General features: G+C 68.3%; 16 protein-coding genes. 4 read left to right on the top strand and 12 right to left on the bottom strand.

Annotation, left to right across the window (positions count from 1 at the left end):
* Window position 1 precedes the first annotated feature (1 nt).
* The 3 genes from ybeY to BOSE46_RS15115 are packed head-to-tail and all read right to left on the bottom strand — an operon-like array spanning window position 2 to window position 2,002.
* The gene (gene ybeY, locus BOSE46_RS15105) at window positions 2-478 is read right to left on the bottom strand and encodes an rRNA maturation RNase YbeY (protein ID WP_149688056.1); all 477 of its coding nucleotides are present in this window, start codon (window positions 476-478) and stop codon (window positions 2-4) included.
* Entirely contained in the window at window positions 456-1,481 is a 1,026-nt protein-coding gene (locus tag BOSE46_RS15110; protein WP_159541021.1) for a PhoH family protein, read from the bottom strand. The genes ybeY and BOSE46_RS15110 overlap by 23 nt, the downstream gene beginning before the upstream one ends.
* Before the next feature lie 41 nt (window positions 1,482-1,522).
* Window positions 1,523-2,002, bottom strand: coding sequence for an Rrf2 family transcriptional regulator (locus BOSE46_RS15115; protein ID WP_159541022.1), 480 nt, complete (start codon window positions 2,000-2,002; stop codon window positions 1,523-1,525).
* Between the two features lie 88 nt (window positions 2,003-2,090).
* On the opposite strand from BOSE46_RS15115, the gene BOSE46_RS15120 reads away from it, so the two are divergent.
* The gene (locus tag BOSE46_RS15120; protein ID WP_159541023.1) at window positions 2,091-2,825 is read left to right on the top strand and encodes an SDR family oxidoreductase; all 735 of its coding nucleotides are present in this window, start codon (window positions 2,091-2,093) and stop codon (window positions 2,823-2,825) included.
* Window positions 2,826-2,834: 9 nt separating this feature from the next.
* Here BOSE46_RS15120 and BOSE46_RS15125 read toward each other — a convergent pair whose 3' ends face one another.
* The 3 genes from BOSE46_RS15125 to hrcA are packed head-to-tail and all read right to left on the bottom strand — an operon-like array spanning window position 2,835 to window position 5,378.
* A complete protein-coding gene (locus tag BOSE46_RS15125) occupies window positions 2,835-3,185 on the bottom strand; it encodes an HIT domain-containing protein (protein ID WP_159541024.1) in 351 nt (116 codons plus the stop codon).
* The gene (dnaJ, locus tag BOSE46_RS15130) at window positions 3,182-4,330 is read right to left on the bottom strand and encodes a molecular chaperone DnaJ (protein ID WP_159541025.1); all 1,149 of its coding nucleotides are present in this window, start codon (window positions 4,328-4,330) and stop codon (window positions 3,182-3,184) included. The genes BOSE46_RS15125 and dnaJ overlap by 4 nt, the downstream gene beginning before the upstream one ends.
* Before the next feature lie 31 nt (window positions 4,331-4,361).
* On the bottom strand, window positions 4,362-5,378 hold the full coding sequence (hrcA, locus tag BOSE46_RS15135; protein ID WP_159541026.1) for a heat-inducible transcriptional repressor HrcA: 1,017 nt from the start codon (window positions 5,376-5,378) through the stop codon (window positions 4,362-4,364).
* A 74-nt stretch (window positions 5,379-5,452) separates the two neighbouring features.
* On the opposite strand from hrcA, the gene BOSE46_RS15140 reads away from it, so the two are divergent.
* Complete coding sequence (locus BOSE46_RS15140; protein ID WP_159541027.1) at window positions 5,453-5,896, top strand: hypothetical protein; 444 nt, start codon at window positions 5,453-5,455, stop codon at window positions 5,894-5,896.
* The gene (locus tag BOSE46_RS15145; protein ID WP_159541028.1) at window positions 5,889-6,722 is read left to right on the top strand and encodes a DUF3097 domain-containing protein; all 834 of its coding nucleotides are present in this window, start codon (window positions 5,889-5,891) and stop codon (window positions 6,720-6,722) included. Before BOSE46_RS15140 ends, BOSE46_RS15145 begins: the two co-directional genes overlap by 8 nt.
* Here the strand turns inward: BOSE46_RS15145 and BOSE46_RS15150 are convergent.
* The 6 genes from BOSE46_RS15150 to lepA all read right to left on the bottom strand — a co-directional run bounded on the left by BOSE46_RS15150 (window position 6,709) and on the right by lepA (window position 13,887).
* Window positions 6,709-7,812: a CHAP domain-containing protein gene (locus BOSE46_RS15150; RefSeq protein WP_159541029.1), complete on the bottom strand. Its 1,104-nt coding sequence runs from the start codon at window positions 7,810-7,812 to the stop codon at window positions 6,709-6,711. The two genes, BOSE46_RS15145 and BOSE46_RS15150, sit on opposite strands and share 14 nt — an antisense overlap.
* A 105-nt stretch (window positions 7,813-7,917) precedes the next feature.
* Window positions 7,918-9,084 carry a radical SAM family heme chaperone HemW gene (hemW, locus tag BOSE46_RS15155; protein WP_159541030.1) on the bottom strand — a complete coding sequence of 389 codons (1,167 nt, stop codon included), beginning with the start codon at window positions 9,082-9,084 and terminating at the stop codon, window positions 7,918-7,920.
* Window positions 9,085-9,088: 4 nt separating this feature from the next.
* Entirely contained in the window at window positions 9,089-10,924 is a 1,836-nt protein-coding gene (locus BOSE46_RS15160) for a long-chain fatty acid--CoA ligase (protein ID WP_159541031.1), read from the bottom strand.
* Window positions 10,925-10,994: 70 nt separating this feature from the next.
* Window positions 10,995-11,642: an MOSC domain-containing protein gene (locus BOSE46_RS15165; protein WP_159541032.1), complete on the bottom strand. Its 648-nt coding sequence runs from the start codon at window positions 11,640-11,642 to the stop codon at window positions 10,995-10,997.
* Entirely contained in the window at window positions 11,635-11,928 is a 294-nt protein-coding gene (locus tag BOSE46_RS15170) for a hypothetical protein (protein WP_159541033.1), read from the bottom strand. Before BOSE46_RS15170 ends, BOSE46_RS15165 begins: the two co-directional genes overlap by 8 nt.
* Before the next feature lie 108 nt (window positions 11,929-12,036).
* Complete coding sequence (gene lepA, locus BOSE46_RS15175) at window positions 12,037-13,887, bottom strand: translation elongation factor 4 (protein WP_159541034.1); 1,851 nt, start codon at window positions 13,885-13,887, stop codon at window positions 12,037-12,039.
* Between the two features lie 330 nt (window positions 13,888-14,217).
* Here lepA and rpsT point away from each other — a divergent pair, with 330 nt between their 5' ends.
* Window positions 14,218-14,478: a 30S ribosomal protein S20 gene (gene rpsT / locus BOSE46_RS15180; RefSeq protein WP_159541035.1), complete on the top strand. Its 261-nt coding sequence runs from the start codon at window positions 14,218-14,220 to the stop codon at window positions 14,476-14,478.
* Window positions 14,479-14,487 lie beyond the last annotated feature (9 nt).

Here is a 14,487-nt window from a genome sequence, read left to right on the forward strand (position 1 = left end):
GTCACGGTTGTTCGGGGTCCTTGCCCTCGGCGGCCTGCTGCCACTCGAGGAGCAGCCGGCCCTGGATGCCGAACATCTCCTTGTGCTCCTCGGGCTCGGCGTGGTCGTAGCCGAGGAGGTGCAGGATGCCGTGCACGGTCAGCAGGTCGACCTCGTCCTGGGTCGTGTGGCCGGCGGCCGGCGCCTGCTGCTCGGCGACCTGCGGGCACAGCGCGATGTCGCCGAGGTAGCCCTCGGGGCTCTCTGCGTCATCGCGGCCCGGCGTGAGCTCGTCCATGGGGAACGACAGGACGTCGGTCGGCCCCTTCTTGCCCATCCACTGCTCGTTGAGCGTGGCGATCGTGTCGGGATCGACGAGGCGTACGGTCAGCTCGGTCGCGGGGTGCAGGCGCATGCGCCGCATCGTGAAACGGCACAGTCGGGTCAGGCCGACGACATCGACGTCGGCCCCGGACTCATTGAGTACGTCGACGTTCATGCGGCTCTGCACCTGCCTCGGCCACGCGGCGCTGAGGCTGATCGGCCTCGAACGAGTCGTAAGCGGCCACGATGCGACCGACCAGCTTGTGCCGGACGACGTCGGAGGCAGTCAGCTGCGAGAAGTGGATGTCGCGCACGTCGTCGAGGATGTTCTGGACCACGCGCAGGCCACTCTTGGTGCTGTTGGGCAGGTCGACCTGGGTGACGTCGCCGGTGACGACGATCTTGGAACCGAAGCCGAGGCGCGTCAGGAACATCTTCATCTGCTCCTGGGTCGTGTTCTGCGCCTCGTCGAGGATGATGAACGCGTCGTTGAGCGTGCGACCGCGCATGTAGGCCAGCGGAGCGACCTCGATGACGCCCGACGTCAGCAGCTTGGGAATCGACTCGGGGTCGATCATGTCGTGCAGGGCGTCGTAGAGCGGGCGCAGGTAGGGGTCGATCTTCTCGCCCAGGGTGCCTGGCAGGAAGCCGAGGTGCTCACCGGCCTCGACCGCGGGCCGGGTCAGGATGATGCGGGTGACTTCCTTGGCCTGCAGCGCCTGGACGGCCTTGGCCATCGCGAGGTAGGTCTTGCCGGTGCCAGCCGGGCCGATGCCGAACACGATCGTGTGGTTGTCGATCGCGTCGACGTAGCGCTTCTGGTTGACCGTCTTGGGCCGGATCGTGCGTCCGCGGTTGGACAAGATGTTGAGGCTCAGGACCTCGGCCGGCTTCTCCTCGGTCTCGGTGCGCAGCATCGAGATGCTGCGCTCGACCGTCTCGCGGGTGAGGTTCTGGCCGGTCCGCACGATCGTCACGAGCTCGTCGAGCAGCCGCTCGACCATCGCCGCCTCGGCGGGCGATCCGGTCACCGTGATGGTGTTGCCGCGCGCGTGGATGCGCGCCTCGAAGGAGTCTTCGATGAGGCGCAGGAATTCGTCGGCGGGCCCGAGCAGGGCAACTGCCGGGACGCTCGACGGGATCGTGAACGTGTGAGCAGGCGTGGTGTCATCAGTCATGTGGTCTCAATCGTACGCAATCGCAGTGACAGCGTGCCAATTCAGACGGCCGGGGAGCCCAGCCAGTGCCGCACGCTGTCCCAGGTGCCCGGGAGGTTGACGTCGACGGTCGCCGCCAGGTCGCCGATCGTGACAGCGCGCAAGGAGTCCCGCCACGCGGTCTCGGCCGTGGCCATGACCTTCGCGATGCCGCACGGGATCTTGCACGCCTCCCCCGTCGTCGGCAGCGGTCCCTGCTGACGGATCTCCGTGCAGCGGAACGCCGCTTCGGGACCGTCGACCGCGCGCACCACGTCGTACACCGTGACCTCCCCAGCAGGCCGCGACAGCTCGTAGCCGCCGTCGCGCCCCTCCACCGCGTGGATCAGGCCCGCCCGCGACAGCGCCTGCAGGTGCTTCGCGAGGTACGTCTTGGAGACCCCGTGCAGCTCGGCGAGCCGGTGCGCCGGGACGGGAGCGCTCGCCGTGCTGAGCACGGTGCAGCAGTGCAGGGCCCACTCGACTCCGGCCGACATCTTCATGCCCCGACTATACCCGGACACGTTGTATCTGAGTATGATCGGCCCATACTCGGACAACAGTTGTCCGACTCACCGAGAGGATCACATCATGCGCATTGCTGTCGCCGGCTCCACCGGACTCGTCGGACGCAACGTCGTCGCGGCCGCCACCGCCGCTGGGTACGAGGTCGTCGGCCTCGCCCGCGAGAACGGGATCGACCTGACCTCCCCCGACGGGCTCGCCGAGCGGCTCGCAGGTGTCGACGCCGTCATCGACGTCACGGCAAGCCCCGGGATCGACGGGGACGAGTCGAAGAAGTTCTTCACCACCGTCGCCCGCAACCTCGGCGGGGCCGCTACCGAGGCGGGGGTCGCCCGCACAGTCGTGCTGTCGATCATTGGCGTGGACGCGGCGCCCGACTACGGCTACTACCTCGCCAAGCTCGCCCAGGAGGAGGCCGTCATCGAGCACGCACCGGGTCCGCGCATCCTCCGTGCGGCTCAGTTCCTCAACTTCCCCGGACAGATGCTGGACTGGAATCGCCAGGGTGACGTCGTGACGCTCCCCGCGATGAAGACCCAGCCCGTCGCCGTCGAGGAGATCGCCAAGCTGCTGCTCGCCCTCGCCGACGGCACCGAGACGCGTACGCAGGTCGAGCTGGCCGGTCCCAAGCCCGAGGAGCTCAGCGACCTCGTCCGCCAGCTCGCCGCGCACCGCGGCGAGGAGGTCACGGTCGAGACCGAGGTCCAGAGTCAGGCGCTGGCCGACGGCGCGACCCTGCCCGGCCCTGACGCGATCATCGCCGGCCCGGACTTCGCGACGTGGCTCGCCGAGCAGGACTGACAGCCAGGACTAGCCCGGAGGCCAGCCGAGCTCGCGCCCGGCCAGCACGTGGGCGTGGCAGTGGAACACCGTCTGGTGGGCGTCGGCGCCGGTGTTGAACACCAAGCGGTAGGAGCCGTTGCCCTCCGTCTCGGCGATCTGCTTCGCCTCGGCGAGCAGCGCGATCGTCGCCTCGGCATCGGCCGCCGCAAGGCTGCCGATGTCGGGCTCGTGGCGCTTGGGGATCACGAGGACGTGGGTCGGTGCCTGCGGATCGAGGTCGCGGAATGCCACCGTGTGCTCCGTGGTCGACACGATCTCGGCCGGGATGTCGCCCGCGACGATCTTGCAGAACAGGCAGTCGGGATCAGTGAAGCTCACTTGAACGCGTCCTTGATCTTGCCGAAGACACCCTTGTGGTTGTTGGCGATCAGCGCCTCGGGGCGTTCCTCGTCGCGCAGCTTGGCCAGCTGCACCAGCAGGTCGCGCTGCTCGTCGTCCAACCGTGCGGGCGTCTCGACGACGACCTGCACCTTGAGATCGCCCCGACCGGAGCCACGCAGCCGCGGGACGCCGTGCCCCTTGACGGTCAGCGTGTCGCCCGACTGGGTGCCCGGGGCGACGTCGAGCTCGACCGTCGTCGAGCCCTCCGGTGGCTCGGGCAGATCGGCCTCGAGCGTCGGCAGGTCGAGGTGGGTGCCGAGCGCGGCCGCCGTCATCGGCACCGTGATCTGGCAGAACAGTTGATCGCCCTTGCGCTGGAACACCGCGTGCCGGGCGACATTGACCTCGAGGTAGAGGTCGCCGGCCGGTCCGCCACCCGGGCCGACCTCGCCCTCACCGGTCAGCTGGATGCGGGTGCCCTGGTCGACGCCCGCCGGAATCGTGACCGAGATCGAGCGACGCGAGCGCACCCGACCCTCGCCGGCGCACTCGGGGCACGGATCGGGGATGACCGTGCCGAAGCCGTGGCACGTGGGGCACGGGCGCGACGTGCGGATGTCGCCGAGCAGCGACCGCTGCACGTGCTGCACGTCGCCGTGACCGTGGCACGTGCGGCACGTGACGGGCTGGGAGCCGTTGGCGGCGCCGCTGCCCTTGCAGGTCGTGCAGGTGACCGCGGTGTCGACCTTGATCTCGTGGGTCACGCCGAACGCCGCCTCGGCGAGATCGACGTTGAGCCGCAGGAGCGCGTCCTGGCCCCGCTGCGTGCGTGGCCGCGGGCCGCGACTCGCGTTCTGGCCGAAGAACGCGTCCATGATGTCGTCGAAGTTGAAGCCCTGGCCGCCGAACCCGCCGCTGCCGTGGGCGCTCAGCGGGTCGCCGCCCCGGTCGTACGTCGAGCGCTTCTGCGGGTCGGAGAGCACCTCGTACGCGACCGTGACCTCCTTGAAGCGGTCAGAGGCGTCGGGCTCGCTGTTGACGTCGGGGTGCAGCTGGCGCGCGAGCTTGCGGTACGCCTTCTTGATCTCGTCCGCCTCCGCGTCGCGTCCGACGCCGAGCGTTGCGTAGTAGTCCTGGGCCATCAGTGGTGGGTTTCCTTGATCACGTGGGGGTTCAGTTGTCGGCCAGCATGCGGCCGACGTAGCGGGCGACGGCGCCGACGGCGGCCATCGTTGCGGGATAGTCCATGCGGGTCGGCCCGACGGTGCCGAGCGTCGCGAGGGCCTGGTCGTCCAGACCGTACGCCGAGGAGACGACAGCCGTGCTCGACAGGCTCTCGTGGCCGGTCTCGGTGCCGATGCGCACCGTCAGGCCCCCGGTCGCCTCGCCGAGCAGCTTGAGCAGCACGACCTGCTCCTCGATCGCCTCGAGGACGGGCTTGATCGCGGTGTCGAAGTCGCTGCCGAAGCGGGCGAGGTTGGCCGTGCCGCCGACCGCGATGCGCTCGTCGGAACGCTCGTTGGTGAAGGTCTGCGACAACGTCGTGACGATCGCCGTGACGATCGGGCGGTCGTTGGGAGCGAACGTCTCGATCATGTCGGCCAGCCGCAGCGAGGCCTCCGGCAACCGCTGGCCGACCGTCGCATGGGTGATGCGCGAACGGATCTCGCCGATCAGGTGCTCGGTCGGGGTCTCGACCAGCTCGATGATGCGCTGCTCGACCCGGCCGCTGCTCGTGATGACCACGAGCAGCACGCGAGCTCCTTCGAGCGCGACGACCTCGATGTGCCGCACGGTCGACCGGGTCAGCGAGGGATATTGCACGATCGCAACCTGGTTGGTGAGCTGCGCCAGCACGCGTACGGACCGCTGGACGACGTCGTCGACGTCGACGGCACCGGTCAGGAACGTCTCGATCGCGCGCCGCTCGGCCGGCGAGAGCGCCTTGACCGTCGCGAGCCGGTCGACGAACATCCGGTAGCCCTTGTCGGTGGGGATGCGGCCCGCGCTGGTGTGCGGCTGCATGATGTAGCCCTCGTCCTCGAGGGCGGCCATGTCGTTGCGGATCGTCGCGGGCGAGACACCCAGCTGGTGGCGGTCGAGCAGCGAGCGGGAGCCGACCGGCTCCTGCGTGGACACGTAGTCCTCGACGATGGCTCGCAGCACGTCGAGGCGGCGGTCGTCAGACATTGCCATCCCCAATCACCGAGTCCCTCTCCGCGAGCCTGCTGGCACTCTCCATGGTCAAGTGCCAGTCTAGCGATGTGAGGGGAATCAGGACGAACGACGACGGCGCGATCGTGGTCGAGGGCACTGAGCGATCCCTCACATACACGCCCCGGCTCGTCACGCTCGACGACGGCACCACGGTCGCCCACGAGTCACAAGGTGGCGAGATGTCGTCGGTATGGGCGGCGGATCTCGGTGGAGGCTGGTTCGTCGAGGTGGCGCATCTCGGCGACGGCCCGGTCGGCGGCGAGCTCGTGATGACGGCGACGTTCATCGGCCTCGACGAGACCGTTCGCTACGTCGCGATCGGCGACCTCTGGGCCGACGAGCTGCCCGCCAACGTCCCGCCGAGCTGGCCCGTCGCGGTCGACCTCGCGCTGGGGCTCATGGAGGGGCAGGTCCAGATCCTGGGCGCGGACGTCACCAAGGACGACGTCGAGACGCTGCACCAACGACTTCTGGGGGCACTGCATGGTTGACCGTTACGGCACGGACGTCCTGTCGAGCGACTGGCGCAAGCCGCCTCGTGGGCGCACCGTCGATGTCGTCGCCGAGCACGGCATGGTCGTCGAGGACGCCACGACCGGCTTCTGCGGCGAGGTCATGATCATCGAGAAGGACCTCGGCATGATGATCCTCGAGGACCGCCGGCTCGTCCGCCGTTCGTTCCCCTTCGGCCCGGGCTTCCTCCTCGACGGCAAGCCGGTCAACCTCCGGCCGCCCTCGGCCGCGACCAAGGCGACCTCAGGGCGTACGGCATCGGGTTCTCGCGCGGTCGTGGGCGCCAAGGCCCGCGTCGCCCTCCCGAGCCGCATCTACGTCGAGGGCCGGCACGACGCCGAGCTGGTCGAGAAGGTGTGGGGCGACGACCTGCGGATCGAGGGCGTCGCGGTCGAGTACCTCGGCGGCATCGACGACCTGTCCTCGATCGTCGACGAGTTCTCCCCCGGCCCTGACCGGCGCCTCGGCGTGCTGGTGGACCACCTCGTGGCGGGCTCCAAGGAGACTCGCATCGCGCAGCAGGTCTCGGGGCGTCCGCACGTGCTCGTCGTCGGTCATCCGTACGTCGACGTGTGGCAGTCGGTCAAGGCCGACCGGCTGGGCATGGCGGCGTGGCCGGTCATCCCGCGCGGCACGGACTGGAAGCACGGCATCTGCGAGGCGATGGGCTGGCCGCATCGCGACCAGACCGACATCGCCCGGGCGTGGAAGCACATCCTGAGCCGGGTCGACTCCTACGCCGACCTCGAGCCGGCGTTCCTCGGCCGGGTCGAGGAGCTCATCGACTTCGTCACCGCACCGTGAGGCGGATCGACGTGCTGCTGGCCGTGAACGCCACCGAGCGGCGATAGCGCACGCTGATCGTCCAGCGACCCTTGCGTTGCCGCGGCAGGGTCACGGTGGTCCGGGTGCCACTGAGCAGCGACACCCGCTTCAACAGCGTCGAGCCCCGCATGATGTCGACCGTGCCGCTCGCCCGGGTCGGCGCGAGGCTGACCCGCACCTTGGGGTGCTGCGTCCGGGCGATCGACGAGTCGACGAACGACGCGTGCGTTGCCGACCTCGAGCGCACCGTGACGGCGCGTTGCCCGAGGAGGACGTCGCGGCCGGCGGTGCCCGGAGCGTTCAAGGCGTAGAGGTACATCGTGGTCGGACCCCTGGTGCCGACGTTGCTGATGCGGTGGAAGCGGAAGAACTCGCTCTCGAACGTGTACGACTCCGCGCCGGCCGTGCCGCGAGGACCGCCGAGGCTCACCAGATAGGTCCGGTTGCCGGGCGGGCCGTCGGGATCCGACGCCGACCCCCAGAAGTCGAGCACGCCGGCGTCGGGCGACGCCACGGAGATGAACTCCCCTCTCGGCGAGCCGTCAGACGCCGGGTAGTGGATGAATCCTGACGGCCACGTGCCGTCCGAGCGGGTCATCAGGCGCCAGCGGAAGTCGCCGTGAAGGTTGTCCTCCGACACCAGCAGGGCGCCCGGCAACACCGCCTCGACATAGGCAACGTGCCCCGATGTTGCCGACGCCCCGCCGACTCCCGCCTCCCACCACGCAACGGCCCCGACTGCAGGGACGTCGTCGACCGGGACATGCGCCCGGACTGCGGCAGGGCCCCACGTCATGGCGCTGTTGGTGCCCGGCGGGCGGGCCACGAGCCGGCCATGGGTCAGCCGGTACGCGACGTAGTTGGTGCAGTTGTGCCCGGCGGTCATGCCCCAGAACGACCGGAGGTAGACCGCGCCGTACCCGCCATCGGGGCGCCCGGCCGTCGAGCATCCGACGAATCCCGTGCACAGCACGGTGATCGACAGCCCCTGTGCCGGTGCCGCACAGAAGGTCATGACCAGCGCGACCGCAGCTCCCAGCAGTCGTATCGGCCCATGCGCGTGGCGCATAGCTCCCTCGCCGTTTCTCCCCCGAGCTCCCAGGGTCCGCTCCCATGGACCCACTCCCTCTTCGGAGCGTAGGCAGTAACAGCGGGTTACTTCAGCGGTTTGCGATTATTCGACGAGCTCGCGCACGACGGCGTCGGCCAGCAACCGCCCCGAGCGGGTCAGGACGAGCCGGTCACCCTCACGGGTGGCCAGGCCACGGGCCACGACACCAGGCACCGCTGCCCGGGCCGATGTGCCGAGCGAGTCGAGCCCCAGTCCCGTGCGGAGGCGGGTCTCCAGCATGATCCGCTCCACACGCGCGGTGGCCGCGTCGATCGTCTCCCCGTCGTGCCGCGGCGACTCCCCGGCAGCAAGCCTTTGCGCGTACGCAACCGGGTGCTTGACGTTCCACCAGCGTTCGCCTTCGACGTGCGAGTGCGCGCCCGGTCCGATGCCGAGCCAGTTGTCGCTGCGCCAGTAGAGCACGTTGTGCCGGCACTGCGCCGCCTCGTCGTGAGCCCAGTTGGACAGCTCGTACCAGCCGAGGCCGGCAGCCGAGAAGAGCTCGTCGGCCAGCAGGTACTTGTCAGCCGTCTCGTCGTCGTCGGGCATCACGACCTCACCGCGCCGGACCTTGCGGGCGAATGCCGTGCCGTCCTCGACGATCAGGGCGTACGCGCTGATGTGGTCGGGCGCCAGCGCGATCGCCTGGTCGACGCTGGCCCGCCAGTCAGCCATCGACTCCCCCGGCGTGCCGTAGATCAGGTCTACGCTGAGCTGCTCGAACCCGGCCTCGCGCGCCCACCGGACGGCCTGCGGCACGCCGGCCGGGTCGTGCGTACGGTCGAGGGTCGCCAGCACGTGTGGCACCGCCGACTGCACGCCGAACGAGATGCGCGTGAAGCCGCCCTCGCGGAGGGTCGTGAGCGACTCGGGCGTGACGCTGTCGGGGTTGGCCTCGGTCGTGACCTCGACATCGTCGGCGAGCCCGAACGTCCGGCGGATGGCGTCGAGGATGCGTACGAGGTCGGCGGACGGGAGCTGCGTCGGCGTGCCTCCGCCGAAGAACACCGTGTCGACCGCAGGCGCACCCGTCAGGCGGCGGCCGGCCTGCTCGATCTCGAGGATCGCCGTGTCCGCGTACGACGCACGGGTCGCGCCCTCACCCAGCTCGTCCGCGGTGTAGGTGTTGAAGTCGCAGTAGCCGCACCGCACCGAGCAGAACGGCACGTGCACGTAGATACCGAATGGTCGCTCGCCGAGCCCCGGGAGCGGTCGTTCGGTCAGTGGCACGTGGTCAAGCGTAGAAGCCGTCGAGCAATTCCTTGTTGTTGGCTTCGACGACGTTGCGCTTGACCTTCATGCTGGGCGTGATCTCACCGTTCTCCACGCTCAGGTCGTGGTCGAGGATCGCAAACTTCTTGATCGTCTCCCAGCGGTTGAGCTTGGCGTTGAGCTCATCGATCTGGCCCTGGATGACGTCGTGGATCTCCGGCGACGCGACGACCTCGGCGTACGACTTGCCGCTCATGCCGTGCTTGCCGGCCCATTCCGTGACGCCGTCGGGGTCGAGGGTGATGAGCGCGGAGCAGAAGTTGCGCTCGTTGCCGTGCACGACGATCTGGCTGGTCAGCGAGCTGATGCCCTTGAACATGCCCTCGATGTGCGGCGGGGCGACGTACTTGCCGCCGGAGGTCTTGAACAGCTCCTTCTTGCGGCCCGTGATGAACAGGAAGCCGTCCTCGTCGATGCGGCCCTCGTCACCTGTGTGCAGCCAGCCCTCGGCCGTCAGCGACGACGCGCTCTCGGCGTCGAGGTTGTGATAGCCCTGCATGATGTGCGGGCCCTTGATGAGGATCTCGCCGTCCTCGGCGATCTTGGCCTCGCTGCCCGGGAACGGCGTGCCGACCGAGCCGAGCTTGAACGCGCTGGGCTGGTTGACGAACGCGCCGGCCGACGTCTCGGTCAGGCCGTAGCCCTCGAGGATCAGCACGCCCGCCGCGTGGAACCACTCGGCGATCTCGGGCGACAGCGCCGCCGCGCCGGAAATGAAGAAGCGCACCCGACCACCGAAGCGGTCACGCACCTTGGAGAAGACGAGCTTGTCGGCGACCGCGAACTTGGCCTTGAGCACCGGCGAGACGGACTTGCCCGAGCGCACGGCCCGGGAGTGCTCGAGGCCGACGCTCTCGGCCCAGCGGAAGATCTTGAGCTTGGCGCCGCCCTCAGCCTCGGCCATACCGACGATGCGTCCGTACGCCTTCTCGAAGATGCGCGGGGCCGCGCCCATGAACGTCGGCTTGATGATCGCGAGGTTGTCGACGATCTTGGGGACGCGCCCGTCGATGGCGGTCGGGAAGCCGATCGCGATCTGCGTCGACAGCAGGACCTTGCCGAACGAGTGCGCCATCGGCAGCCAGAGGAACTGCAGGTCGTCCTCGGTGAGGAAGCCGCCGGAGACGATGACCGCACCCTCGTACGTCCAGCCGTCGTGGCTCAGGCGTACGCCCTTGGGTCGGCCCGTCGTGCCGGAGGTGTAGATGAGAGTTGCGAGCGAGTCGGGCTTGGTCGCCGCGACCCGGTCGGCCACGATCGTGGGGTTCTGCTCCAGGTAGGCCTCGCCGAGCTTCTCGAGCTCGTCGAACCCGATGACCCAGTCGCCGTCGGTCGTGCCTTCGAACACGACGACCTTGATGATCGAGGGCAGCTCGGAGTGCTTCTCGCGGAGCTTGGCGACCTGCTCGTCATCCTCGGCGAACACGATGCGGCTGTCGGAGTCGGCGAGGATGTAGGCGACGTCGTCGGACATCGTCGACGGGTAGACCGTGGTCGTCGCGGCACCGGCGGCGACGATGGCCAGGTCGGCCAGGATCCACTCCAGGCGGGTGCCCGAGGCGATCGCCACGCGCTCCTCGGCCTCGATGCCGAGCGAGACGAGACCGGCCGCGAGGCGGGTCACCCGTTCACCGGTCTCGGTCCAGGTCAGCGAGTGCCAGTTCTCGTCCTCGTCGGGGTAGCGGTAGGCCTCACGCGGGCCGGACTGCTCGACCCTGGAGAAGAACGCGGCACCCATGTTGGGGGCCCGGTCGTTGACGATCTCGATCTGTTCAGGGGTGGCGACGGTGACGGTCATGAAGGGTCCTCTGGCGCAGGCGTGCAGGCTGGTGGAGCTGTGGTGCGGATCACCCTAACTTACCGCTGAGTCACGTTCGTGTGTTGAGGTTGCGCGTGCCGAGACGACGCGCGACGAATGCGTCCAGCCGCGGCTCGTCGGCGAGCTGCGGAATGAGGTGCCGCTCGGTGGTCAGGGCACGGAACAGCAGGTCAACTGTCACGTCGTGGTCGCGTCGCTCTACGACCTCGATGGCGTCACCGGCGGCGACGGTCCCCGTCTCCAGCACCCGGAAGTAGGCGCCCGGACGGCCCTCCAGCGCGAAGCGCTTGACCCACTGCTTCTCGTCGATGAATCCCTGGAACACCGAGCACGGGATCCGTACGCCCGACAGCTCGAGCAGGGCGCCGCCGACCCGCCAGCGCTCCCCCGTCTTGGCCGCGTTGAGGTCGATGCCGTACGTCGTCAGGTTCTCGCCGAACTGCCCGGCGCGGATCTCGCGGCCGAGAGCCTCTTCCCACACCGCGAGGTCCTCGCGGGCGTACGCATAGACCGCCTGGACCGGGCCGCCGTGGTGCTGAAGGTCGGCGATCTCGTCATGCCCGACCCCGTAGTGGTGGACGTGCACCGCCCCGTCGACCGGACGCTTGTCGATCGCCGTGCGCTTGAGCTGGCCCCACGGGACGTCGACGGTGCGACCGACGTTGACCGACTCGACGTAGGGGCTGGCCTCAGTCAAGGCTGTCTTCGCGGGACTGCGGCATCGTGAATCTCTTCTCCTCGTCGTGCGCCTCGCTCCACTGGAACACTCCCAGGAGGATCCAGACTGCTCCGATCATCACGATGATGTAGACCGGCCAGGCGAACGCCCAGGCGCCGACGCGGAGCGGGCCGCCCGTCATCTCACGATCGGCCGACGCCTGGTGCACGTCGAAGATCAGGGCGAGTGGCAGCGTCACCAGCATGAAGCCGATGCCACTCGCGAGCTGGAACATGGCCCCTTGCGTGCGGGCAGGATCGAGCATGACGTCTCCGCTGGTTCGTGAGGTCGGGTCCGCACCATTCTGTCGCCGAACCCGCCAGCGCGAGGCCAACTTCGACAGTTAGATCCCACGATTTGCAACCAGCAACGGCTACTTGTCGGCGTCGCCGGTGGAGAGGGCTGCGATGAAGGCTTCTTGCGGGACTTCGACGCGGCCCACCATCTTCATGCGCTTCTTGCCCTCCTTCTGCTTCTCGAGCAGCTTGCGCTTGCGCGAGATGTCGCCGCCGTAGCACTTGGCGAGCACGTCCTTGCGGATCGCGCGGATGTTCTCGCGGGCGATGACGCGGGCTCCGATAGCGGCCTGGATCGGCACCTCGAACTGCTGGCGCGGGATGAGCTCCTTGAGCTTCGAGGCCAGCGAGACCCCGTACGCATACGCGTTGTCGCGGTGCACGATCGCGCTGAACGCGTCGACGACCTCGCCTTGCAGCAGCACGTCGACCTTGACCAGGTCGGAGGCCTGCTCGCCGGTCGGTTCGTAGTCGAGCGACGCGTATCCCTTGGTGCGGCTCTTGAGCGCGTCGAAGAAGTCGAACATGATCTCGCCCATGGGCAGCGTGTACTTGATCTCGACGCGGTCCTCGGAGAGGTAGTCCATGCCGATGAGCTGGCCGCGACGCGCCTGGCAGAGCTCCATGATGACGCCGATGTAGTCCGACGGGCTCAGCACCGTCGCACGGACGACCGGCTCGTAGACCTTGTCGATCTTGCCGTCGGGATACTCCGACGGGTTGGTCACCGTGATCTCCTTGCCGTCCTCCATATCGACCCGGTAGACGACGTTGGGTGCGGTCGAGATGAGCTCGAGGTTGAACTCGCGCTCGAGCCGCTCACGGACGATCTCGAGGTGCAGCAGGCCGAGGAAGCCGATGCGGAAGCCGAAGCCCAGGGCGCCGGACGACTCCGGCTCGTAGACGAGAGCGGCGTCGTTGAGCTGCAGCTTCTCCAGCGCGTCACGCAGCGTCGGGTAGTCATCGCCGTCGAGCGGATAGAGGCCTGAGTAGACCATGGGATTCGGCGTCTTGTAGCCGCCGAGCGGCTCGGTCGCACCGCGGATGTTCGACGTGACGGTGTCGCCGACCCGGGACTGGCGGACCTCCTTGACGCCGGTGATGAGGTAGCCGACCTCACCCACGCCGAGGTCGCCGGCCTTGACCGGCTCCGGGGAGATGACGCCGACCTCGAGCATCTCGTGGACGGCGCCGGTCGACATCATCTTGATCCGGTCGCGGTGCGAGAGCTTGCCGTCGACGACACGGACATACGTCACGACGCCCCGGTAGGTGTCGTAGACCGAGTCGAAGATCAGGGCGCGCGGCGGCGCGTCGGGGTCACCCTTGGGCGGCGGGACCTCGTCGACGATGAGGTTGAGCAGCTCCTCGACGCCCTGGCCGGTCTTGGCCGACACCCGCAGGACGTCGTCGGGGTTGCCGCCGATGATCCCGGCGATCTCCTCGGCGTACTTCTCCGGTTGTGCGCCGGGCAGGTCGATCTTGTTGAGCACGGGGATGATGTCGAGGTCCGCGTCGATCGCGAGGTAGAGGTTGGCGAGGGTCTGCGCCTCGATCCCCTGCGCCGCGTCGACGAGCAGGACAGCACCTTCGCACGCCTCCAGGCTCCGGCTGACCTCGTAGGTGAAGTCGACGTGCCCCGGCGTGTCGATCATGTTGAGCACGTAGACCGTGCCGGCGTCGTCACCGCTCGACTTCACGAACGGCATGCGTACGGCCTGGCTCTTGATCGTGATGCCACGCTCGCGCTCGATGTCCATGCGGTCGAGGTACTGCGCCTTCATGTCGCGACCGTCGACGACACCGGTGTGCTGCAGCATGCGGTCGGCCAACGTCGACTTGCCGTGGTCGATGTGCGCGATGATGCAGAAGTTGCGCAGGACCTTCGGGTCGGTGGCCCCGGGCTGGGGAACGGGGCTGGTGCTCATGATGCCTCCATTGTCCCATCACCCCGGGGCTGCTCGCGCCACGCGGGTGTACGTCTTGTGGCTCGCCCGCCAGTGAGGCCGCCCGCGGCCGAACGTGAGCGAAGCGAGGCGGGGCTCTTTTCAGCGTTGGGAGGTCATCTCACCAGGTTTCGTCATCTGGCGGCTTCGCCGCGATCGCTCAACCTGTCTCGACGCTCCTCGCTGCGCTCGTCGGTCTCGCCAATTTGAGCCTCGTGCCCGCGCACTGATAGAGTTGGCGGTCGCGTGCCTCGGCACGTCCAACAAACTTTTTCGCAGCATTCACACATTCGAGAGAAACAGGTTTGCCCCGTGGCGAATATCAAGTCGCAGATCAAGCGCAACCGGCAGAACGAGCTGGCTCGCGAGCGCAACAAGTCCGTGCGCTCGGCCCTCAAGACCGCTGTGCGTCGCTTCGAAGAGGCCGTGACGGCCGGCAACACCGACGACGCCAAGAAGTTCGCCGGCGAAGCCACCAAGAAGCTCGACAAGGCGGCCTCCAAGAAGGTCATCCACAAGAACCAGGCGGCCAACCGCAAGTCGGCCATCGCCAAGAAGGCCGCGTCGCTCTGACGTACGCCT

It is taken from the genome of Aeromicrobium sp. 9AM, assembly GCF_902506105.1.
Taxonomy (GTDB): Bacteria; Actinomycetota; Actinomycetes; order Propionibacteriales; family Nocardioidaceae; genus Aeromicrobium.